The 21543-nt window shown below is 63.1% G+C and carries 18 protein-coding genes; all 18 read right to left on the bottom strand.

Features of this window, described 5'->3' with window-relative positions; all coding sequences use genetic code 11:
- Nucleotides 1–2: 2 nt before the first annotated feature.
- The gene (gene rpoD / locus HLG70_RS12495) at nucleotides 3–2270 is read right to left on the bottom strand and encodes an RNA polymerase sigma factor RpoD (protein ID WP_171664079.1); all 2268 of its coding nucleotides are present in this window, start codon (nucleotides 2268–2270) and stop codon (nucleotides 3–5) included.
- Between the two features lie 881 nt (nucleotides 2271–3151).
- Complete coding sequence (gene dnaG, locus HLG70_RS12500) at nucleotides 3152–5215, bottom strand: DNA primase (RefSeq protein ID WP_171664078.1); 2064 nt, start codon at nucleotides 5213–5215, stop codon at nucleotides 3152–3154.
- 19 nt (nucleotides 5216–5234) lie between these two features.
- Complete coding sequence (gene rpsU / locus HLG70_RS12505) at nucleotides 5235–5447, bottom strand: 30S ribosomal protein S21 (protein WP_006218592.1); 213 nt, start codon at nucleotides 5445–5447, stop codon at nucleotides 5235–5237.
- Between the two features lie 340 nt (nucleotides 5448–5787).
- The gene (locus HLG70_RS12510; protein ID WP_171664077.1) at nucleotides 5788–6330 is read right to left on the bottom strand and encodes a phosphoribosyltransferase; all 543 of its coding nucleotides are present in this window, start codon (nucleotides 6328–6330) and stop codon (nucleotides 5788–5790) included.
- Between the two features lie 83 nt (nucleotides 6331–6413).
- Nucleotides 6414–7709 carry an adenylosuccinate synthase gene (locus HLG70_RS12515; protein WP_171664076.1) on the bottom strand — a complete coding sequence of 432 codons (1296 nt, stop codon included), beginning with the start codon at nucleotides 7707–7709 and terminating at the stop codon, nucleotides 6414–6416.
- 76 nt (nucleotides 7710–7785) lie between these two features.
- Entirely contained in the window at nucleotides 7786–8943 is a 1158-nt protein-coding gene (locus HLG70_RS12520; protein WP_171664075.1) for an ATP phosphoribosyltransferase regulatory subunit, read from the bottom strand.
- Nucleotides 8944–9206: 263 nt separating this feature from the next.
- A complete protein-coding gene (gene hflC, locus HLG70_RS12525; protein ID WP_171664074.1) occupies nucleotides 9207–10109 on the bottom strand; it encodes a protease modulator HflC in 903 nt (300 codons plus the stop codon).
- Between the two features lie 18 nt (nucleotides 10110–10127).
- A complete protein-coding gene (gene hflK, locus HLG70_RS12530; protein ID WP_171664073.1) occupies nucleotides 10128–11429 on the bottom strand; it encodes an FtsH protease activity modulator HflK in 1302 nt (433 codons plus the stop codon).
- On the bottom strand, nucleotides 11395–12501 hold the full coding sequence (hflX, locus tag HLG70_RS12535) for a GTPase HflX (protein ID WP_171664072.1): 1107 nt from the start codon (nucleotides 12499–12501) through the stop codon (nucleotides 11395–11397). The genes hflK and hflX overlap by 35 nt, the downstream gene beginning before the upstream one ends.
- An 84-nt stretch (nucleotides 12502–12585) precedes the next feature.
- Nucleotides 12586–12822 (bottom strand): RNA chaperone Hfq, encoded by a 237-nt coding sequence (hfq, locus tag HLG70_RS12540; protein ID WP_006218585.1) that lies wholly within the window; start codon nucleotides 12820–12822, stop codon nucleotides 12586–12588.
- 157 nt (nucleotides 12823–12979) lie between these two features.
- Entirely contained in the window at nucleotides 12980–14053 is a 1074-nt protein-coding gene (gene hisC / locus HLG70_RS12545; protein WP_171664071.1) for a histidinol-phosphate transaminase, read from the bottom strand.
- 3 nt (nucleotides 14054–14056) lie between these two features.
- Complete coding sequence (gene der / locus HLG70_RS12550; protein WP_171664070.1) at nucleotides 14057–15409, bottom strand: ribosome biogenesis GTPase Der; 1353 nt, start codon at nucleotides 15407–15409, stop codon at nucleotides 14057–14059.
- A gap of 25 nt (nucleotides 15410–15434) precedes the next feature.
- Complete coding sequence (gene bamB, locus HLG70_RS12555; RefSeq protein WP_171664069.1) at nucleotides 15435–16592, bottom strand: outer membrane protein assembly factor BamB; 1158 nt, start codon at nucleotides 16590–16592, stop codon at nucleotides 15435–15437.
- Between the two features lie 5 nt (nucleotides 16593–16597).
- On the bottom strand, nucleotides 16598–17236 hold the full coding sequence (locus tag HLG70_RS12560; RefSeq protein ID WP_171664068.1) for a YfgM family protein: 639 nt from the start codon (nucleotides 17234–17236) through the stop codon (nucleotides 16598–16600).
- 3 nt (nucleotides 17237–17239) lie between these two features.
- Nucleotides 17240–18526: a histidine--tRNA ligase gene (gene hisS, locus HLG70_RS12565; protein WP_171664067.1), complete on the bottom strand. Its 1287-nt coding sequence runs from the start codon at nucleotides 18524–18526 to the stop codon at nucleotides 17240–17242.
- 54 nt (nucleotides 18527–18580) lie between these two features.
- Complete coding sequence (ispG, locus tag HLG70_RS12570; protein ID WP_171664066.1) at nucleotides 18581–19867, bottom strand: flavodoxin-dependent (E)-4-hydroxy-3-methylbut-2-enyl-diphosphate synthase; 1287 nt, start codon at nucleotides 19865–19867, stop codon at nucleotides 18581–18583.
- A 14-nt stretch (nucleotides 19868–19881) separates the two neighbouring features.
- Nucleotides 19882–20376: a helix-turn-helix domain-containing protein gene (locus HLG70_RS12575; protein WP_171664065.1), complete on the bottom strand. Its 495-nt coding sequence runs from the start codon at nucleotides 20374–20376 to the stop codon at nucleotides 19882–19884.
- Complete coding sequence (gene rlmN / locus HLG70_RS12580; protein ID WP_171664064.1) at nucleotides 20373–21527, bottom strand: 23S rRNA (adenine(2503)-C(2))-methyltransferase RlmN; 1155 nt, start codon at nucleotides 21525–21527, stop codon at nucleotides 20373–20375. Before rlmN ends, HLG70_RS12575 begins: the two co-directional genes overlap by 4 nt.
- Nucleotides 21528–21543: the final 16 nt, after the last annotated feature.

Genomic DNA, 21543 nt, shown 5'->3' on the forward strand with positions numbered 1-21543 from the left:
ACTTACTGCCCTTCCAGGAAGCTCTTCAGCTTATCGGCCCGGCTGGGGTGACGCAGCTTGCGCAGCGCTTTAGCCTCTATTTGGCGGATGCGCTCACGCGTGACGTCGAATTGCTTACCCACTTCTTCCAGGGTCTGGTCGGTGCTCATTTCGATACCGAAACGCATACGCAGAACCTTGGCTTCACGCGGGGTGAGAGAGTCTAGCACTTCCTTGACCACATCGCGCATCGAACCGTGCAGCGCAGCGTCCGAAGGCGCGAGCGTGGACGTGTCCTCGATGAAATCGCCCAGGTGCGAATCATCGTCGTCGCCGATCGGCGTTTCCATGGAGATCGGTTCCTTGGCGATCTTCAGGATCTTGCGGATCTTGTCCTCGGGCATGTCCATCTTCTGCGCCAGGGTCGCGGGATCAGGCTCGGCGCCGGTTTCCTGCAGAATCTGACGGCTGATCCGGTTCATCTTGTTGATCGTTTCGATCATGTGAACCGGGATACGGATGGTGCGCGCCTGGTCGGCGATGGAACGCGTGATGGCCTGACGGATCCACCACGTGGCGTAGGTCGAGAACTTGTAGCCGCGACGGTATTCGAACTTGTCCACCGCCTTCATCAGGCCGATGTTGCCTTCCTGGATCAGATCCAGGAACTGCAGGCCACGGTTCGTGTACTTCTTGGCGATGGAGATCACCAGGCGCAGGTTGGCCTCGGTCATTTCGCGCTTGGCCTTGCGAGCCTTGGCTTCGCCGGTGGCCATGCGCTTGTTGACGTCCTTCAGGTCCTTCAGCGGCAACACGACGCGCGTCTGGAGGTCGATCAGCTTTTGCTGCAGTTCCTGCACGGCGGGAATCTGGCGCTCCAGCGTCTCGGCGTACGGATGGCCGGCGGCGACTTCGTCGACGACCCATTGCAGATTCGTTTCGTTGCCCGGGAACACCTTGATGAAGTGCAGGCGCGGCATGCCGGCCCGGTCCACACACGTATGCAGAACGGCGCGCTCAAGCTGGCGCACTTCTTCAACCTGGTTGCGCAGGGTGTCGGCCAGCTTCTCGACCATCTTGGCGGTGAAGCGGATGCCCATCAGTTCGTTCTGGATGGATTCCTGGGCACGCACGTAGATGTCCGACTTGTAGCCGTCCTTCTCGTACGACAGGCGCATCTTGTCGAACTGCTTGCCGACCTCGTCGAACTTGGCCAGGGCCTTCACGCGCAGGTCTTCCAGCTGCTTGCTGGACATGCCGCCCGCGGGGCCGTCATCGCTTTCGTCTTCGTCGGCGGTCACGCCGGCGCCAGCGTATTCTTCGCCGTCTTCCGGATCAACGAGGCCGTCGACGACTTCGTCGATCTGCGCCTGGCCTTCCCGCACGCGCAGGATATGGGCCAGGATTTCGTTGATCGTGGTCGGGCAGGCCGAGATGGCCATGACCATGTGCTTCAGGCCGTCTTCGATGCGCTTGGCGATCTCGATTTCGCCTTCGCGCGTCAACAGCTCGACCGAACCCATTTCACGCATGTACATGCGGACGGGGTCGGTGGTGCGGCCGAAGTCGGAATCCACAGTGGTCAGCGCGGCCTCGGCTTCATCCTCGACGTCGTCGTCGTTGGATGCGACCGGCGCGTTTTCGCTCATCAGGAGCGTTTCTGCGTCGGGCGCCTGGTCGTAGACCGCGATGCCCATGTCGCTGAAGGTGCTGATGATGCCGTCGATGGCTTCGGCGTCGACCAGATCGTCGGGCAGATGATCGTTGATTTCGCCATACGTCAGGTAGCCGCGGTCCTTGCCCAGCTTGATCAGCTGCTTCAGGCGGTTGCGGCGGGCTTCGTATTCTTCCGGCGTCACGGGGCCGCGGGCAATCAGATCCTTGGGATCGGCCTTGCCGCGCTTGCCGCCACGCTTGGGCGGCTTCAGATCAGGCAGGACTTCGCCTTCGCCGTCCATCGTATCGTCGAAGCCGTCGGAATCATTGTTGGCATTCTTCGCGGGGCGGCCCGGACGGCGGCCGCTCGGCACGGGACGCGCGCTGCCGACCAGGTCGGCCAGCTTGTCTTCGGCCTTCTTGGCGCGCGCCTTCGTCACCTTTTCGGGCTTGTCAGCCGCAGCAGCCGTCTTGGTTGCCTTTTTGGCAGCCGTCTTGGCAGCGGGCTTGGCGACCTTCACCGCCGTCTTGGCGGGCGCTTTTTCCGCCGCCATGCTGACGGCGCGCTTGGCCGTCAGGGCCTTGGATTCGGCCGCATCAATTGCAGAGGAGGATTTGCCGGTGGATTTGGTCATAGTCGCTTCCGTGGTCGTCGCAACCCGTTTGGGCATGTTGCACCGCATAAAGCCGCCCTGGACGGCGGCCCAACGCGGCATACATACGGGTAAAACTGGTGAATCGGCGGAGATCACGCGGCTGCGTTGTTCGCAGCACCGGCTCTTGCGAGCCCGCCTGGCGCCGCCGCGGTGCAATACCGTCCTGGCGCCTGGCGTGCATGACCTCATTCATCGGCGGATTCCGGACGTTCGGGGGGGCTGCCTGCCTATAAATAGGCTTTGCTTGCTTATCGGGTCGTTGCCCCAAGCAGCTATGTATACACAGCACCCAAACCACTAACGCCACGCGGAAATAACCGCCGCTGAACTGCGTAATTCACCGCTCAGCTATATTAATTAACTATGTAACAAACTTGACGCGCGCATCCGCTTTTTTTTCAGGAATGCGGAAAAAGACTCCCGGCTTACTGCCTCTTGCCGGCCGATTTGGACCAAAGCCCCAGGACGCACCCCGGGGCCGAAACCCTCGCATCAAACTCGTACAACAATTAGATTCCGGCAGCCAGAATAGATTCCGCCTGCCGCACTACATTTCTCTAAAGGCCAGACGCTGTCGCGTCAGAATTGCCCTCAAATTCAGCCAATATTCAAACGAAATTCGACTTCAATCAAGCAACAATCGACTGCAGACCGCACATCAGGCTTTTCCGGGCCTACCCCCGGAGGGCTTCCTTCGGGGTTTGCCCTTTTCCGGGTTTGCCCTTCTCTGGGTTTACCCTTTTCCGGGCTTACCCCTTCCCTGGGTTCCCCGAGTTTCCCCGGGTTTTACTTACTTCCCCCAATTCGTCCGCCCACAGAATGACATCTTTGCCAGCGGACAACCTTTGATTTTAGCGCATTTAGCGTATCCCGGCACCCTTCAGAACCATCATGCGGCTGGACAGCTCCAGGTAGCGCTTGCGCGTCTCATCCGTCGTCAGGCCCGTGGCCGCCAACTTGGCCATTTCGGCCTTCGCCGAATCGAACTCGATGCGACGTAGCGCGTCATCCCATTCGGTCTGTGGATCCGGCAGATCCTCCTGGGAGAGGATGTCCGCGCGCAAGCCTTTCAGCACGGTCGCCAGGTCCGAATCCGGCTCGGCAGCTTCCAGCAACGCGCCAACATGGCGTGCGCCGCTGGATTGCGCCAGCATGATCAAATCCCTGACAAGACCTAGATGGGGGCCATGGTCGATGACTTCAAGCTGCTGATCTCCCATGGAGTCCACCAGCTCGGGATGCGCCAGCAACAACCCCAGCAGGCGCTTGGCCAGCGACGGCATGGTGCGGCGCCCCTCGAAGCCGCCGACGTCGTTGTCGCGACGGCCCTTCCAGTTGCCCTTGCCGCCCTTCCAGTCGCCCTTCCCCTTCCAGTCGCTCTTGCCCTTCCATTCCTGCTTGCCGCCGCGCTGACCGCCTCCGCCCGCACCGGACGGCTCGCCGCCCTGCGACGGAAAGTGGCCATAATCGCCGTAATCCGGCTCATCGGCGGGAATGTCATGGAAGTCATGCCCGGCGAAGTCGTAGCCCATGTCGGGGTGCCCGCCCTCATGGTCATGGCCGCCCCCCGCAGGCGCGGTTGCCTCGCCCGCCGCGGCACCTTGCTTGGGAGCTGGCGCGAAAGGCTTGGCCGGCTGCTGCGCCAGGACCTGCGCCATTTCTTCTGGCGTCAACTGCACCAGCTTGGCCATTTCCCGCTCGATCTGGACGCGCAGCGCGCATTCGGGAATTGCCGCCAGCAAGGGCTTGGCTTCGTGCAGGCAACTTGCCCGCCCTTCGGCCTCGGTCATGTTGTGTCGCGATGCCAGCTCATCCAGGAGGAATCGCGACAATGCGACCGCCTCGCCCAGGCAAGCCCGGAACGCCTCGGCCCCCAACTCGCGGACATAGGAATCCGGGTCGTGCTCGGATGGAAGGAACAGGAAGCGAATCGCGATATCGTCCCGGAGGACCGGCAGGCAAGCCTGCAATGCACGCCAGGCGGCTCGCCGCCCTGCTCCGTCACCGTCAAAACTGAAGATCACTTTGTCGCTGGCGCGCAGCAGCTTCTTCACATGGTCTGGCGTGGTGGCGGTGCCCAGCGTCGCAACGGCATTGGCAATGCCCTGTTGCGCCAGCCCGACCACATCCATGTAGCCCTCGACCACGATGACCTGCCCTTCCTGACGGATGGCCAGCCGTGCTTCCCATAGCCCGTAGAGTTCCTGGCCCTTGGAGAACAAGGGAGTCTCGGGAGAATTCAGGTACTTGGGCTCGCCCTTGCCGATGATGCGGCCGCCGAACCCGATGAGGCTGCCCCGCACATTGCGGATCGGGAACATGACGCGCTCGCGAAAGCGGTCGTAGCGGCGCCCGTCCTCGGACTCGATGACCAGTCCGGACTCCACCAGGGTGGGATCTTCGTAATTCGGGAACACCTGCGACAGGCCATGGCGATCGGTGCCAGACCAGCCCAGGCCAAAATGCGCCGCGATTTCGCCGGTCAGGCCGCGCTGCTTCAGATAGCGGACCGCTGCGGGCGATGCGCGCAACTGCTTCAGATAGTGTGCCTGGGCGGCATCCAGCACCTGCGTATGACGGGATTCCTCGGCCTTGCGGCGCGCGGATTCCTGTTGCTGGCGTGGACTGCGATTTTCTTCGGGAACCGTCATTCCCGCCGAAGCCGCGAGCGTGCGCACGGCTTCGGGGAAACTGGTGCCCGTATGCTCCATCAGGAATGTGATGGCGCTGCCATGTGCTCCACAGCCAAAGCAGTGATAGAACTGCTTGGTGGGGCTGACAGTGAACGACGGACTTTTTTCGTTATGAAAGGGGCACAGGCCAAGCAAGTTGGCCCCACCCTTTCGCAACTGCACATATCGCCCGACTATGTCGACGACGTCGACTCGGGCGAGTAGATCCTGGATGAATGATTCTGGAATCAATAGATTCGGGAATCAAAAATCAATACAGGCGCGGGGGCAGTTGTTGGCTACGGATGCGCTTGTAGTGGCGCTTCACGGCGGCAGCATGCTTGCGCTTGCGCTCGGCCGTGGGCTTCTCATAGAACTCGCGCGAACGCAGCTCGGTGAGCAAACCGGTCTTTTCGATGGTGCGCTTGAAGCGGCGCAGGGCGGCTTCAAACGGTTCGTTTTCCTTCAGTCGAACGATAGGCATAAAGTAATTGGCCTGCTTGTAGGGTAACAAAAGTTGATGACAAACCTGGCTTGCTTTACCAGCAGCGCTGCGCGGATCCAGGTACGCGAAGACGGCCCTCGGTGGTACGGCGTGCATACCAGCCAGAGGCAAGTACCGCGAACTAGGAACCTTGAAAGCGCAGCCCAAGCGGACGTTCTCTCAGGCTTAAGCTGGCTGTTTCCGTTACCCAAAGACTACCCAAAGAGTAACAAGCCAAGTTCGGTTTAGCGATAACCAGCGATTCTAGCATGGTCATGACCATTTTGACTACTAGGAGGACAGTCTGGCGATAGACGCCCCGCCCTCCGGACCTGCGCGGTCAGCCCTGGGAACCCTTGCGGATCCAGGCTTCCAGCTGATGCGGACGCAAGCTGTCATAGTCTTCGAACGGCTGGTGAATCCAGGGATTCGTCGGCAGCTTGTCGACATAGTAGTCAGGCGTGGCCTGCGAATGCCCTTTCCACCACAACACGGCGCTGCGCAGCTCGGTGATATCGGCAAACTGCCGCTTCAGGTGATCGTAGACCTTGTTGAAGGTCTTGCCGGTATCCACCATGTCGTCCACCAGCAACACCCGCCCGGACAGAGTGCCCCGCGTGATGGTGATGAACTGGGCGATATCCATATCCCCCTGCTTCGTGCCTGCCGCCTCGCGGTAGCTGCTCGTGGCGAGGATACCCAGCGGGACATCAAAAATACGGGACATGACGTCGCCGACGCGCATGCCACCACGCGCCAGGCACAGAATCTTGTCGAACTTCCAGCCCGATTGATGCACCTGCAAGGTAAGGCGCTCGATCAAACGGTTGTAATCGTCCCACGTCACCCACAGATGGCTGTCATCATTGGTCGGCGTGCTCATAGGCAAGCATCTCCTGCTTAAAGATACGAAAAGGCCGCCGCCGGTATGAGACCGGCGGCGGCCTTTGGAATAATAACCCGATGTCAGCCCTTCAGGGGATGACGCAGGACAATGGTCTCGTTGCGGTCCGGACCGGTCGACACGAGGTCTATCGGCACGCCGCAGACTTCGGCGACGCGCTCCAGGTAACGGCGGGCGGCCGCGGGCAGCTTGTCGTATTCGGTGATGCCAACGGTCGATTCCGACCAGCCCGGCAGTTCTTCCAGCACCGGTTGCGCCTGGGCCACGGCGTGCGCGCCATAAGGCAGCACGTCGCGGAACTCACCGTTCACACGGTAGCCGACGCCCAGTTGGATGGTTTCCAGGCCGTCCAGCACGTCCAGCTTGGTGATGCACAGGCCGGAAATGCCGTTCAGGCGGACCGAACGCTTCAACGCGGCGCCATCGAACCAGCCACAGCGGCGCGGACGGCCGGTGACCGAACCGAATTCCTTGCCGATCGTGGCCAGGCGCGTGCCGATCTCGTCGACCAGCTCCGTGGGGAACGGACCGGAGCCGACGCGGGTGGTGTAGGCCTTGGTGATGCCCAGGACGTAATCCAGCTGCTGCGGACCCACGCCGGCGCCAGCCGACGCCGCACCGGCGACGCAGTTGCTGCTGGTGACGAAGGGATAGGTGCCGTGATCGACGTCCAGCAACGCGCCTTGCGCGCCTTCGAACAGCAGGCGCTTGCCTTCCTGTTGCATGGCGTACAGATTGCTCGACACGTCCTTGACCATCGGGGCGATGGCCGGAGCCAGCGCCATGGCCTGGTCGCGCACTTCATTGGCGGAAACCGCCTCGGCGCCCAGGTACTTGGTCAGCACGAAGTTGTGGTAATCCAGCACTTCGGCAAGTTTTTCGTCGAACAGCGCGGGATTGAACAGGTCCTGCACGCGCAATGCGCGGCGGGCCACCTTGTCTTCGTACGCCGGGCCAATGCCGCGACCGGTCGTGCCAATCTTGCCTTCGCCCTTGCGCGCTTCGCGCGCCTTGTCGATGGCGACGTGATAAGGGAGGATCAGCGGGCAGATTTCGGAGATCTGCAGACGCGAACGCACGTCCAGACCGGCGGCCTCAAGCTCTTCGATTTCCTTGAGCAGGGCTTCCGGGGACAGCACGACGCCATTGCCGATAAAGCAGGTGACACCGGGATGCATGATGCCCGACGGGATCAGGCGAAGAATCGTCTTCTTGCCGTTGATCCACAGCGTATGGCCGGCATTGTGACCGCCTTGGAAGCGGACCACGCCTTGGACGGATTCCGCCAGCCAGTCGACGATCTTGCCTTTGCCCTCGTCACCCCATTGGGTGCCGATTACGACTACGTTCTTGCTCATGTTACGAATCAATATCGAGTTTCTCGGGAAATCCGGAAATCTCCCCGCGGCCCCCTCGTTTCCGAGAGGGAGTTAGTCACAGCGTTCTGACCGTCCAGGCGCCATCCTGCAGCGCCAGCTCGCGATCGCAAACGAATTCGTCCTGATCCTGCTCGTGACCGGGCAATACCTGAACGACAATTTCCCCTGACCGGCGAAGGCGGCGAACCGCCTCGGTCAAGGCGGGGGCCTGCCCCCAGGGCGCGCGAACCGCTCGCGCCCGTTCCGCTGGCGGCAAACCCGCCGCCAGTTTGCGTAAATCAAGACTGAAGCCGGTGGCCGGACGCGCCCGGCCAAACGCACGGCTGACATCGTCATAGCGGCCACCACTGACCAGCGCATCGCGCCAGCCTTCCGCGTACAGCGCGAACTTCACGCCAGAATGGTAGCCATAGCCTGCCACATCGGCCAGGTCGACGCTGAACGAGACATTCGGCATGGCGTCCACCACGACCTGCAACGCATCAAGCGCCGCCGCGACTCCGGCCAGTGACGGCAGATCGCGACGCGCCTCTTCCAGCACTTCCTGGCCACCGTACAAATTAGGCAGCAACTGCAAAGCCTTCAGCGTTTCCTGACGCATGCCGGGCGCACGCGCTGCCAGCTCGCCCAGCCCGGGCACGTCTTTGTCGCGCATCAGGCGGATGACGTCCTGCGACAACGCAGCGGCCGCCGGATCCGATTCCAGGATGGCGCGCAGCACGCCCGGATGGCACAAATCCAGCCGGGGGTTGCGCACACCGGCGATCGCGACGGTTTCCAGCACGAGCTGGATGATCTCCAGATCAGCTTCAAAACCGGCATGACCGTAGATCTCGGCGCCGATTTGCAACAGCTCGCGGCTGGACAGCAAGTCCGCCGGGCGGGCGTGCAGCACGTTGCCGCAGTAGCACAGGCGGGTAACACCAGCCCGATTCAACAAGTGCGCATCGATGCGCGTGACCTGGGGCGTCATGTCCGCCCGCACGCCCAGCGTGCGGCCCGAAAGCTGGTCGATCAGCTTGCAGGTGCGCAGATCCAGATCGCTACCGGTACCGGACAGCAATGAATCGATGTACTCGACCAGGGGCGGCGCGACCAGCTCGAAGCCGTAAGTACGGTACAAATCGAGAAGTTCGCGGCGCAATTCCTCGATGCGCCGGGCCTCTGCCGGAAGTACGTCGGCAAGGCTCTCGGGCAGCAACCAGTTACCCATGAATGTTTACCTGAATAACGCCAAGTGATGCGTGGGCGTCGCCCAAACGAAAAAGCGGCTGAGGGGGCGTAAGCCCGCTCAGCCGCTGCGGAATGTTTTCTAGCTTACGCGGTATTGTACATGGTTCGGCGGCCAGCGCCAGCCGCCAACGCCCCGGCACGAGACTGTCCCCAATACGGCCAAAGAACAATTCCCAAGTGGCCAGAAGCGAAAAAGCCCCTTGGATTACCAAGGGGCTTGTCTTGCCAGCTACCGCAGCCGCATCACTTGGCGGGCACGGTGACCGGGGCCAGGGCGGCGCCGGCCGGATCCTTCATGAACTGGAAGAAACTGGAGCTGGGGTCAACCACCAGCACGTCGCCCGGCTTCGAGAACGAAGCGCGATAGGCTTCCAGGCTCTTGTAGTACGTGTAGAAATCCGGGTTCTTGCCATAAGCCTGAGCGTAGATCGAGGCCGCGGCGGCATCGCCCTCGCCCATGATGCCCTGGGCCTTGGCGTAAGCCTGGGCCACGATGACTTCACGTTGGCGGTCAGCCTCTGCGCGGATCTTCTCGCCTTCGGCGGCGCCGATGGAACGCAGCTCGTTGGCGACGCGAGTACGCTCCGCCTCCATGCGGCGATACACCGATTCCGAAATTTCCGGGGCAAATTCGATCCGGCGCAGACGAACGTCGACGATCTGCACGCCCAAGGGCTCGGCGCGCTTGGCGACGTTGGTCAGGATTTCGGCCATGATCTTGTCGCGTTCGGTGGACACGACGTCACGCACCGTGCGTACGTTGACCGACGCGTTCAGCGCGTCGCGGATCTGGGCTTGCAGGCGCTCTTGCGCCGCGCGCTCGTTGCCGCCAAACGTCACGTAGAACAGGCGGGGGTCCGCGATGCGCCACTTGACGTAGGAATCGATCAGCAGGTTCTTCTTTTCGGAAGTCTGGATTCGTTCGGCTTCGTTGGTTTCGATGGTCAGAATGCGCTTGTCGAGCGTCACGACATTCTGGAACGGCGGCGGGGCCTTGAAGTACAGGCCCGGTTCGCTGATGACCTTGCGCACTTCACCCAGCGAGAACACCAGGGCGTAGTCGCGCTCGCGGACAACGAAGACGCTGGAAGAAAGGACGGCCAGCACAATGAGCAGGCCGACCAGGATGGGCATAAGACGTTGCATGATCAGGACTCCTCCGGGTTAGCGCGACGTACGGTCGCGGGGCAGCGTGTTGCTATTGCTGCTGCCGGAAGGCTGAGGCACCGGCACGGCGTTGCCGCGCAAAGGCGGCTGGACGGGCGGGCTGATCAGAGCGGGCGAACCAGGGTTGCCGACACTGGACTTGCCTGCATCCTGGGCTGCCAGATGCATGATCTTGTCCAAGGGCAGATACAACATGTTGTTGTTGCTCTTGGTGTCGACCATGACCTTGCTGGCGCGCGTGAAGATGTCCTGCATGCTTTCCAGGTACATGCGCTGGCGCATGACCACGGGCGACTTCTCGTACTCGCCAAGAATGCTGGTGAAGCGCGAGGTATTACCTTGCGCATCGCCCACGACCTTGGCCTTGTAGCCTTCGGCCTGCTCCGTCATGCGCGACGCCTGGCCACTGGCCAGCGGCACGACCTGGTTGGCATACGCCTGGCCTTCGTTGATCTGGCGCTCGCGGTCCTGACCGGCCTTGACGGCGTCGTCGAACGCGGCCTGGACCTGTTCGGGAGGCTGCACGTTCTGAATGGCAACGGTGCTGACCTGCACGCCCGTCTGGTAGCGATCCAGGATCTGCTGCATCAGCGCCTGCACCTGGGAGGCAACGGTGGTGCGGCCTTCGTACAGCACGAAGTCCATCGATTGCTTGCCCACGACTTCGCGCATGGCGGTTTCAGACGCCTGGCGGACGGATTCGTCCGGGTCGCGCGTCATGAAGAGGTAGTCGGGTGCGCCATCGGCGCGCAGGCGATACTGGACGACGAACTGCATATCGACGATGTTCTCGTCCGTCGTGAGCATCAGCGCTTCAGGCAGGACCTTGTTGCGCGAACCGCCACGGAAACCGACTTCGAACGTGCGCAGCTGCGACACGTTGACGATCTCGTGGCTTTGAATGGGGTACGGCATGCGCCATTGGAAACCGGCCTGCGACGTGCTCTTGTATTTGCCGAACTGGGTCACGACCGCGACCTGGCCTTCTTGCACGATGTAGAAGCCGCTAGCCAGCCAGATGCCCGCCGCGACCAGGGCGATGACGCCCAGGCCAATGCGTGCGCCGCGCGGCGAAGGCGGCGTCATGCCGCCACGGTTGCCAGGGCGGTTATTGCCGCCCCCGCCCTTGCGACCGAACAGGGATCCGATGCGATTATTGAAATCGCGCCAGACCTCGTCCAGATCGGGAGGGCCGTCTCCATTGCCTTGAGGCCGCTTGGGCGGCGGCTCGGAGCCATTGTTGTTCCCACGACCCCAACCGGGGTCATTCAGATTGAAGAGTTTGATAATTCGCGGCATTGTTTCCCACAATCTGTCCGGTCTCCGCAATTGCCCCGCGCAACGCATCCAGACCGGCGCGCTCGGTGGCGCTTACAAATACTCGCGCAATCGTACCATGTGCATCGCGCTCCACCCGGGGTTCCAGTCCAGCCCGGTCTATCTTGTTGTATACCAGAATGGTTGGAATCGCGGCAGCGCCGATTTCGGCGAGGACCTTGTTGACTTCAAAAATCTGCTCATCCCGTTGCGGACTGGCGGCATCCACGACATGCAGCAGCAAGTCGGCGTGCACAGTCTCTTCCAGGGTGGCGCGGAACGCGGCGATCAGGCCGTGAGGCAGATCGCGGATGAAGCCGACCGTATCGGACACCACCACCGACCCAGCCCCTTCGATCCAGATACGGCGGGTGGTCGTGTCCAGGGTCGCGAACAGTTGATCGGCGGCGTAGGCGTCGGCCCGGGTCAAGGCGTTGAACAGGGTGGACTTGCCGGCGTTGGTGTAGCCCACCAGCGACACCGACAGCGCACCGCCCCGGGCGCGCGCCCGGCGCTGGGTCACGCGTTGGCGCTCCACGCGGTCCAGCCGTTCGCGCAGCGTCTTGACCTTGCTGCCGATCATGCGGCGATCCATTTCGAGCTGCGACTCGCCGGGTCCGCGCATCCCGATACCGCCGCGCTGACGCTCCAGGTGGCTCCACATGCGCGTGAGGCGCGTGGCCAGATGCTGCAATTGCGCCAGTTCCACCTGCAACTTGCCCTCATGGCTCTTTGCGCGCAGCGCAAAGATGTCCAGGATGAGCGCGACGCGGTCGACCACCCGCAGATTGAAGGCGCGCTCCAGGTTGCGTTGCTGGGCGGGCGACAAGGGCTGGTCGAACAGGACGATATCGGCCAACAACGCCTGCGCCATCGCGACGCCCTCGTCGGCCTTGCCGGAACCGATGAAGAATTTGGCGTCGGGGCGGTCGCGCCGAGCGGTCAGGGTGCCGACGATTTCCGCGCCCGCGCCCTTGGCCAGCATGGCGAATTCCTCGGCATGGGCCGTGAAGTCTGGATCACCCAGATCCACGCTGATAATCAGAGCGCGCATACATGCACCATATTGGAGCCAAAGCGAAAATGCCCGCCGACGTGAACCGTCCGGCGGGCAATAAAAGGTAAAGCTGGAGCGAGATTACTCAGCAGGGACTTCCACCTGAAAATTCACGGCACGCGCGGGAACGACGGTGGAAATGGCGTGTTTGTAGACCATTTGGGTGACCGTATTGCGCAGCAGCACCACGTACTGGTCAAAAGATTCGATTTGCCCTTGAAGCTTGATACCGTTCACCAAGTAAATCGACACGGGCACATGATCCTTGCGCAGCGTGTTCAGGAACGGATCTTGCAGAGTTTGCCCTTTATTGCTCATTGGCCAGGCTCCATTTGTTTGTTATTGAGTGGTGGCGTACTTTTTGTACTGGTGGCGTACGCCGAAACACGTACTCTACAGGGTTTTCCCGGCCCGTGCTACTTGGCCGGGAAGCAAAAATGACACCAGAGTTTTCCAGCTGAAAAGCCTCTGAAAGTCATGTTTGCAGGACCTCCGCGAGCGCGCTCAGAAGCTGGTCGCACTGCCCTTCGGTGCCCACGGTAATGCGTAAGAACTGATCGATGCGCTGATGACTGAAATGGCGCACGATGATGCTGCGCTCACGCAAGGCGGCGGCCAGGCCCGAGGCGTCTTTCGAGGGGTGCCGCGCGAACACGAAATTCGCGGCCGACGGCAGCACCTCGAACCCCAACGACTCCAGGCCCGCCGTCATCCGCGACCGGGTTTCGATCACGGCTTGGCGAGTCTTCTCAAAGTACTCTGTATCTTCCAATGCCGCCACTGCGCCGGCGGATGCCAGGCGATCGATGGGGTAGGAGTTGAAACTGTTCTTTACGCGCTCGAGCCCGTCGATCAGCGCGGCGCTGCCGACGGCGAATCCGACGCGCAGGCCGGCCAGCGAACGCGACTTCGAGAGCGTCTGCACCACCAGCAGATTGTCGTGGCGCGCCACCAGCGGGATCACCGACTCTGCGCCAAAATCGACGTAAGCCTCATCCACCACGACGACCGTGTCGGGGTTGGCGGCCACGATGCGCTCGACTTCCGCGGCGCTAAGCGCGCGGCCCGTGGGCGCATTGGGATTAGGGAAAATGATGGCGCCCGCCTGCCCGTTGCGACCGGGCAGGTAGTCTTCGACGTCGATGCGGAAGTCGGCCGTCAGCGGCAGGGTCTCGTACTGGATTCCGTACAGGCCGCAGTAGACCGGGTAGAAGCTGTAGGTAATGTCCGGAAAGCGCAGCGGCCGCTCATGCTTGAGCAGCGCCAGGAAAACATGCGCCAGCACTTCGTCCGAGCCGTTGCCCACGAACACCTGGCCCGGCTGCACGCCCACGGAGGAGGCGATCGCCTGGCGCAGGCGGTCGGACGAAGGGTCGGGATAGAGCTTGAGCGATTCGTCGCAGGCCGCGCGGATTGCATCGAGCACCTTGGGCGATGGCCCGTAAGGATGCTCGTTGGTATTCAGTTTGACCAGGTTCTGAAGCTTGGGCTGCTCGCCCGGAACATACGGATGGAGCGTCCCGACGACGGGACTCCAGAAACGGCTCATGGATCAGCTTTCCTGCGCGTAGGGGTTGTGCGAGGACTTGAATTCGATGCGCAACGGCGTGCCGGCGAGGTCGAACGCATTGCGGAAACGCGTTTCGAGGTAACGGCGGTACGAGTCGGGGATGGCGTCGAGCGCGTTGCCATGGATGACGACCAGCGGAGGGTTCTGTCCGCCTTGGTGCGCATAACGCATCTTGGGACGGAAAATACCCTTGCGCGGAGGCTGCTGCTGCTCGATGGCGGCTTGCAGCTCACGCGTCAGCTTGGGCGTGGACAGCTTGGCGAACGCGGCGGCGTGCGCGGCATTGATCGACTTGAGCAAAGGCTTGATGCCCTGCCCGCGCAACGCGGAAATCGTGTGCATGCGCGCGAACGAGAGGAAGCGCAGCTTGCGCTGGAATTCACGCTCGATGCGCTCCTTTTCCTCGCCGTCCAGGCCATCCCATTTGTTGATGGCGACCACCACGGCGCGCCCCGTTTCCAGCACGAAGCCGGCGATATGCGCGTCTTGTTCGGAAATCTCGGTTTGCGCGTCCAGCATCAGCAGCACGACGTTGCTGGCCTCGATGGCCTGCAAGGTCTTGATGACGGAGAATTTTTCTACTGCCTCGAACACCTTGCCGCGCTTGCGCAGGCCGGCCGTGTCGATCAGCGTGTAACGGCGGCCGTCGCGCTCGAAATCGATCTCGATGGCGTCGCGCGTCGTGCCGGGCATGTCGAACGCGATCACGCGCTCTTCGCCCATGAACGTATTGATGAGCGTGGACTTGCCCACGTTGGGGCGACCCACGATCGCCAGCTTGATGCGGTGATCGTGTTCGCCGTCCTCGGCGGGCTCCTCTTCGGAGGGCGGTTCGGCCAGGTCCTTGAGCGCGAGTTCGATCAGGTCGACGATGCCGTCGCCGTGCGCCGCCGAAATGGGATAGGGCTGACCCAGACCCAGCTCGTGGAACTCGGAGATGGCGGCGCCCAAGCCCATGCCTTCCGCCTTGTTCACGGCCAGCAGGACGCGCTGCTGGCCCGACTTGCGCAGCAACTGGGCGATCTCGTGGTCATGGGCGTTGATCCCCGCGCGGGCATCCACCAGGAACACCACGACATCGGCCTCGGCGATGGCCTGCCGGGTCTGGCGGGCCATCTCCAACAGGATGCCGTCCTTGGCGACGGGTTCGAAACCACCGGTATCGATAGCGATGAAGGGGATCTCGCCTACCCTGCCCTCGCCGTAGTGGCGATCGCGGGTCAGGCCGGAATAATCGGCCACCAGCGCGGCGCGCGATCGCGTCAGGCGGTTGAAAAGGGTCGACTTCCCCACATTGGGGCGACCGACCAGGGCAACGACAGGCTTGAAAGACACGGTGTAAGGCTTTGTTCTATAGGTTTTAGTTGGTGCCGATCAGGACGAGATTGCCATTGCCCGTCTGGACCAGCACTCCTTGGGGAGTCGTTTGCGGCGGCGAGACAATGGCTCCTCCGCCCACGGACAGCCGCGCCATCAGGCTGCCGTCACTGCGCGAAACGAAGTGCACGTAGCCTTCCAGGTCGCCCACTGCCAGCGCTCCCCCCAGCATAGCCGGTGCGGTGAGCTGGCGGTTCTTGAGCGCCGCCTGCTTCCAGAGATTGCCGCCATTATCCAGCGCAAATGCGTTCACCACGCTGTTCTGGTCGGCCGCATAGGCAAAGCGTTCGTCCAGGGTCACTCCGCTCACGCTGGAAAAGTCCTTGGTCCAGAGCGGACGGCCACCCGCGGTGACATCAAAGCAGACGATGCGTCCCTGATAGGCGACCGCGCAAAGCAGGTTGCCCGCGATGCGGGGCGCACCGACCACGTCGGTCAGGCGCTCAAGGTCGCTAGCGCCGCGCGGCGTCGCCACGGTGCCTTCCCATTGCACGTTACCACTATTGGAAGCAATGGCCATCAGCTTGCCGCCGGGCAGGCCGGAAATGACCAGGCCTTCGGCCAGGACCATCTGCGACACGCTGCGCAGGGCCAGCGACGGGCCGGGGCGCTGCACGCTCCAGACACGTTCGCCGCTGTTGGCATCAAAGGCCTGGATCCGGTAGTCGCCGCTGCGGACCACGACGATGCCGTAGCCCACGACGGGCGGAACGCTGACGTCGCTGGTGGCGCGCACCTTCCACTTCACCTTGCCGGTGTCGTCGAAGGCGATCACGTCGCCGTTGGGCGAAGCCACGGCGGTGGTCGTGCCATCGCTGCCCGCGCCGGCCGACAGCTTGCCGTCGGTCTTGGCCTTCCAGATGGGACGGCCGCTTTGCAGATCGAACTTGCCCACCGAACCATCGGGCGTGGCCGCGTAGACCGCATCGCCCAGCACCGTGGGCGCGAAGCCCAGACCGGAACCGCTGCCGATCGACGTGGACCAGACCTGGCGCACGGACATGCCGGCCTTGTATTCGGTCAGCGGCGCGGGATCGTATCGGCCGTCGTCATGGGAAAACATGCCGCATCCGCCCAGCGCAAGCAAGCCTGCCAGGCAAACGGCGCCGCGCCACTTACGGCCAAGTGCAAATTTACGCATTACAGTCACGCTCCGCTCAAGGCATCCAGTTTCAGTTGCACGACCTGGGTCAGAGGATTCGCCGTACCCAGGCCATCAATGGCGCTCTGCCATGCCGTACGCGCTTCGTCGCGCTTGCCTTGCGCGGCGAGAACGTCGCCGCGGCGGTCCGCGAACAAGGCGGCGAAGGCAGCCGGCGGGTTGTTCAACTGCGCCAGTGCGGCATCGTATTGCTTTTGGTCCAGCAGCATGCCCGCCAGGCGCAGCCGCGCCACGGCCTGCATGGAGGGATTCTTGCCCTGCGCGGCCAGCCATTCAAGCTGTTCGCGGGCGCCGGCCTCATCCTTCTGGGCTTGCAGCGCCTGGGCCGCCACCAGCGCGCCACGCGCGGCGTAGCCCGTGGCCGGATATTTCTCGCGCAGCGTCGCGGCGGCGGTCTTGATGCGCACCGAGGAATCGGCGCCGCCCAGGCGTGCCGCATCTTCCAGCGCTTCGAAGTAGCCCATGGCCTGGTTGGCGCGATGCGACTCGTACGCCTTCCAGCCCCACCAGCCGCCCCAAGCCAGGACCACGACCGCCACCAGCGTGAACACCAGGGTGCCGTAACGAGCCCACCACGCCTTGATCGCGTCGAGTTTTTCCTGTTCTTCCAGATCGTATGCCATGCCTTAACCCTTGTTATTCAATGCGTCGGCCAGTTGCGCCAACGGGACCTGCTGCTGCGCGGCTTCGCCTTGCTCGCCGGCGCGCAGGAATTTGACGCTGGCGGTCTGCGAGGCCACTTCATCGGCGCCAAGAATAACCGCAACCCGGGCGCCGCTGGCGTCCGCGCGCTTGAATTGGGATTTGAAGCCCGCCGAACCCGCATGCACGATGACCGACAGACCCGCGTCGCGCAGGTCTTCGCCCACCCGGGCGGCCAGGCGCTGCGCGTCTTCACCCTGATGCACGACATAGACGTCGCATTCCGCCGGAGCGTCGACTTCGACGCTTTGCTCCCACAGGTCCAGCAGGCGCTCCATGCCGATGGCAAAGCCCACGGCGGGCGCGTGCTTGCCGCCCAGCAGTTCGACCAGGCCGTCGTAACGGCCGCCGCCGCAGACGGTGCCCTGGGAACCGAGGCGGTCCGTGACCCACTCGAACACGGTCAGGTTGTAGTAGTCCAGCCCGCGGACCAGGCGCGGGTTCAGGCGGTATTCGATACCGGCGTCGGCCAGGCGTTGGCAGACGCCGTCAAAGTGCGCGCGGGACTCATCGCCCAGGAAGTCGAACAGGCGCGGCGCGCTGTCGGCCATTTCCTGCATGGCGGGATTCTTGGTGTCCAGCACGCGCAAGGGGTTGCTGTACATGCGGCGCTGGCCGTCTTCGTCCAGGATGTCGCGATGCTTTTCCAGGTGCTCGATCAGGGCCGCGCGGTGCGCGGCGCGCTCGGCCGGCTGGCCCAGCGAGTTCAGCTCCAGGCGCACGTCCTTCAGGCCCAGCAGCTTCCAGAGACGGGCCAGCATGACGATCAGTTCGGCATCCACGTCGGGGCCGGCAAAGCCCAGGGCTTCGACGTCGATCTGGTGGAATTGGCGGTAGCGGCCGCGTTGGGGCCGCTCGTGGCGAAACACCGGACCGATCGAATAGACGCGTTGCGGACGGTCATAGAGCAGGTTGTGCTCGATGGAGGCGCGCACGATGCCAGCGGTCATTTCGGGCCGCATCGTCAGCGATTCGCCGTTGAGCGCATCGGTGAAGGTGTACATCTCCTTCTCGACGATGTCGGTCACTTCGCCGATGCCGCGCGCGAACAGGCGCGTATGCTCAAGCACGGGCGTACGCACATTGCGATAGCCGTAGCCGCGCAGCCAGCCGCGCACGATTTCCTCGAATTGCTCCCAGCGGGCGCTTGCCCCCGGCAACAGGTCATTCATGCCGCGTATGGCGGCGACTTTCTGGAAAGCTTGAGTCATCTTGATCATGCCGCGTCGCGCGCCGGCAAGCGCGCTAGCGGCTACACCCTTACTTTAATGAGAGGCGAGCGCGCCGTAGCGGCGCGCAACGTAGTCTTCAACGATGGCCTGGAACTCTTCGGCGATATGGTCGCCCTTGAGCGTCACGGTACGCTCGCCGTCGACAAACACCGGGGCGGCCGGCACTTCACCAGTGCCCGGCAGGCTGATGCCGATGTCGGCATGACGGCTTTCGCCCGGCCCATTGACCACACAGCCCATGACGGCGACGTTCATGCTTTCCACGCCGGGATACGCCGCCCGCCAGACCGGCATCTGCCGGCGCAGATAGGACTGGATGCTATCGGCCAGTTCCTGGAAGAACGTGCTGCTGGTGCGTCCGCAGCCGGGGCAGGCCACGACCATGGGCGTAAATGCGCGCAAGCCCATCGTTTGCAGGATTTCCTGCGCGACGATGGCTTCGCGGCTGCGATCGCCGCCCGGTTCCGGGGTGAGCGAAATGCGGATCGTGTCGCCAATGCCCTGCTGCAGCAGCACGGCCAGCGCGGCCGTGGAGGCCACGATGCCCTTGCTGCCCATGCCGGCTTCGGTCAGGCCAAGGTGCAAAGGGTAGTCGCAACGGGCGGACAGGTCGCGGTAGACGGCGATCAGGTCCTGCACATGACTGACCTTGCACGACAGGATGATGGCATCGCGCCGCAGGCCGAGTTCTTCGGCGCGCTGCGCGTTGGTGATGGCGGACACGACGAGCGCGTCGCGCATCACGGCCTGGGCTTCCCAGGGCTGGGCGCGGCGGCTGTTTTCGTCCATCTTGCGCGCCATCAGTTCGTGATCCAGGCTGCCCCAGTTCACGCCTATGCGCACCGGCTTGTCGTAGCGGCAAGCCACTTCGATCATCTGCGCGAAATTGTCGTCGCGACGCTTGCCGCCCCCCATGTTGCCGGGGTTGATCCGGTACTTGGACAGCGCCTGGGCGCATTCGGGGAACTGCGTCAGGAGCTTGTGGCCGTTGTAGTGGAAGTCTCCCACCAGCGGCACGTTCACGCCCATGCGGTCGAGCTGTTCGCGGATGGCGACGACCTCGCGGGCCGCCTCCGGCGTATTCACCGTGATCCGCACAAGTTCGGAGCCGGCCTGCGCCAGCTCCTTGACCTGGATCGCGGTGGCGATGGCGTCCGCGGTGTCGGTGTTGGTCATGGACTGGACCACGACCGGGGCGTCTCCGCCAACCGTCACGACACGATCGCCCCACTTCACCGCGACCGAACGCGTGGCGCGGCGTGCCGCGGCCCCCACGGAGGGAGGCGGCGCATCCTGGCAAGGCAGAGAAGAATCTTGCATCGGGTAGAACCGGGTTACTTGGTCGGCTTCGGCAGCCAGTCGGACGGCAGCCATTGCTGCGGCAACCAGCCTTGCCAGAAGGCATACGCCACGCCGGCGGCCAGCACCAGCACGATGGCGATAAGCCATCCCCAAGACGTCGAGGACGAACGTTCTTCGTCCGCGCTGGATTGCGGGATGGAATGCGCCGAATGCAGGGCGCCCGGGCTGAGCTTCACCGGACCGGTGACGCGGGCCTTGGGCTCCAGCGAATCGACGATGGCTTGCGAGTCCGCGCCCAGCAGGCGCGCATAGTTGCGGACCAGGCCGCGCAGGGAAACGCCAGTGGGAAGATTGCCCCACTGCTCGTTTTCAAGGGCTTCGATCTGCTTCGCGGAAAACTTGATGCGGCTGGACACTTCGTCGAGCGACCAGCCCTTGGACTGGCGCAACGCGCGCAATGCCGAGCCCACGCTGCCCGCAGCGCCTGCGGACGATTCGGAAACTGCAGAAGCGAAATCCTGCGTCATGCATGCACCTGTTTAATTGGTATGGTCTGGCGCTGTGCGGCATTGCGCTCGGTGATCCGAGTACGGTCCCGCACCTCTCCGGCCAGTTGACCACAAGCCGCATCGATATCGTCACCCCGGGTCTTGCGGACGGTCGTGATGATGCCCGCGTCCATCAGACGCTGGGCAAACACTTTCACACGCGCCGAATTCGAGCGCTTCAGGCCGGATTCGGGGAAGGGATTGAACGGGATCAGATTGAGCTTGCAGCGCAACTGGCGTGCAATTTGGATCAGTTCCTTGGCGTGCTGGTCGGTGTCGTTGATGCCGTCCAGCATGCAGTATTCAAATGTGATGAAGTCGCGCGGAGCAAACGCCAGATAGCGTTCGCAAGCGGCCAGCAACTCCTTCAGCGGGTACTTCTTGTTCAGCGGCACCAGCTCGTCGCGCAACGCATCGTTGGGTGCGTGCAGCGACACAGCCAGCGCCACGGGACAGTCTTGCGACAGGCGGTCCATCATGGGAACCACGCCGGACGTGGACACCGTGACGCGGCGGCGCGACAAGCCATAGGCATTGTCGTCCAGCATCAGGCGCAAGGCCGGCAGGACCTGGTCGTAGTTGAGCAAGGGTTCGCCCATGCCCATCATGACGACGTTGCTGATGACGCGCGTATCTTCGGAGGCGCGGGCGCTTTCCAGGCGGGCGGTGCCGATATCGGCCTCCAGCACGCGCTTGGCCCACCACAGCTGGCCGATGATCTCGCTGGTCTTCAGGTTGCGGTTGAAGCCCTGGTGCCCGGTCGAGCAGAAGCGGCAGTTCACCACGCATCCGGCCTGGCTGGAAATGCACAGCGTGCCGCGGTCGTCTTCGGGGATGAAGACGGTTTCGATGGCATTGCCCTGCCCCACGTCGAACAGCCACTTGCGGGTGCCGTCGGTCGAGCGCTGCTCGATGTTGACGGGCAATGCCTCGATGCGGCAGTGCGTCGCAAGCTGGCCGCGGAATTCGCGGGCCAGGTCGGTCATGGCGTCGAACGAATCGGCGCCGCGCTGGTGCATCCAGCGCTGCAGCTGACGGGCGCGAAACGGCTTGCCGCCCCACTGTCCGACAAGTTCGGACAGGGCGGAGCCATCCAGCCCCAGCAGATTGATTCGTTCGACGGATTCCATGACCTGGGTAAAACTA

This window comes from Achromobacter deleyi (assembly GCF_013116765.2).
In the GTDB taxonomy this organism is placed as follows: domain Bacteria; phylum Pseudomonadota; class Gammaproteobacteria; order Burkholderiales; family Burkholderiaceae_B; genus Achromobacter; species Achromobacter deleyi_A.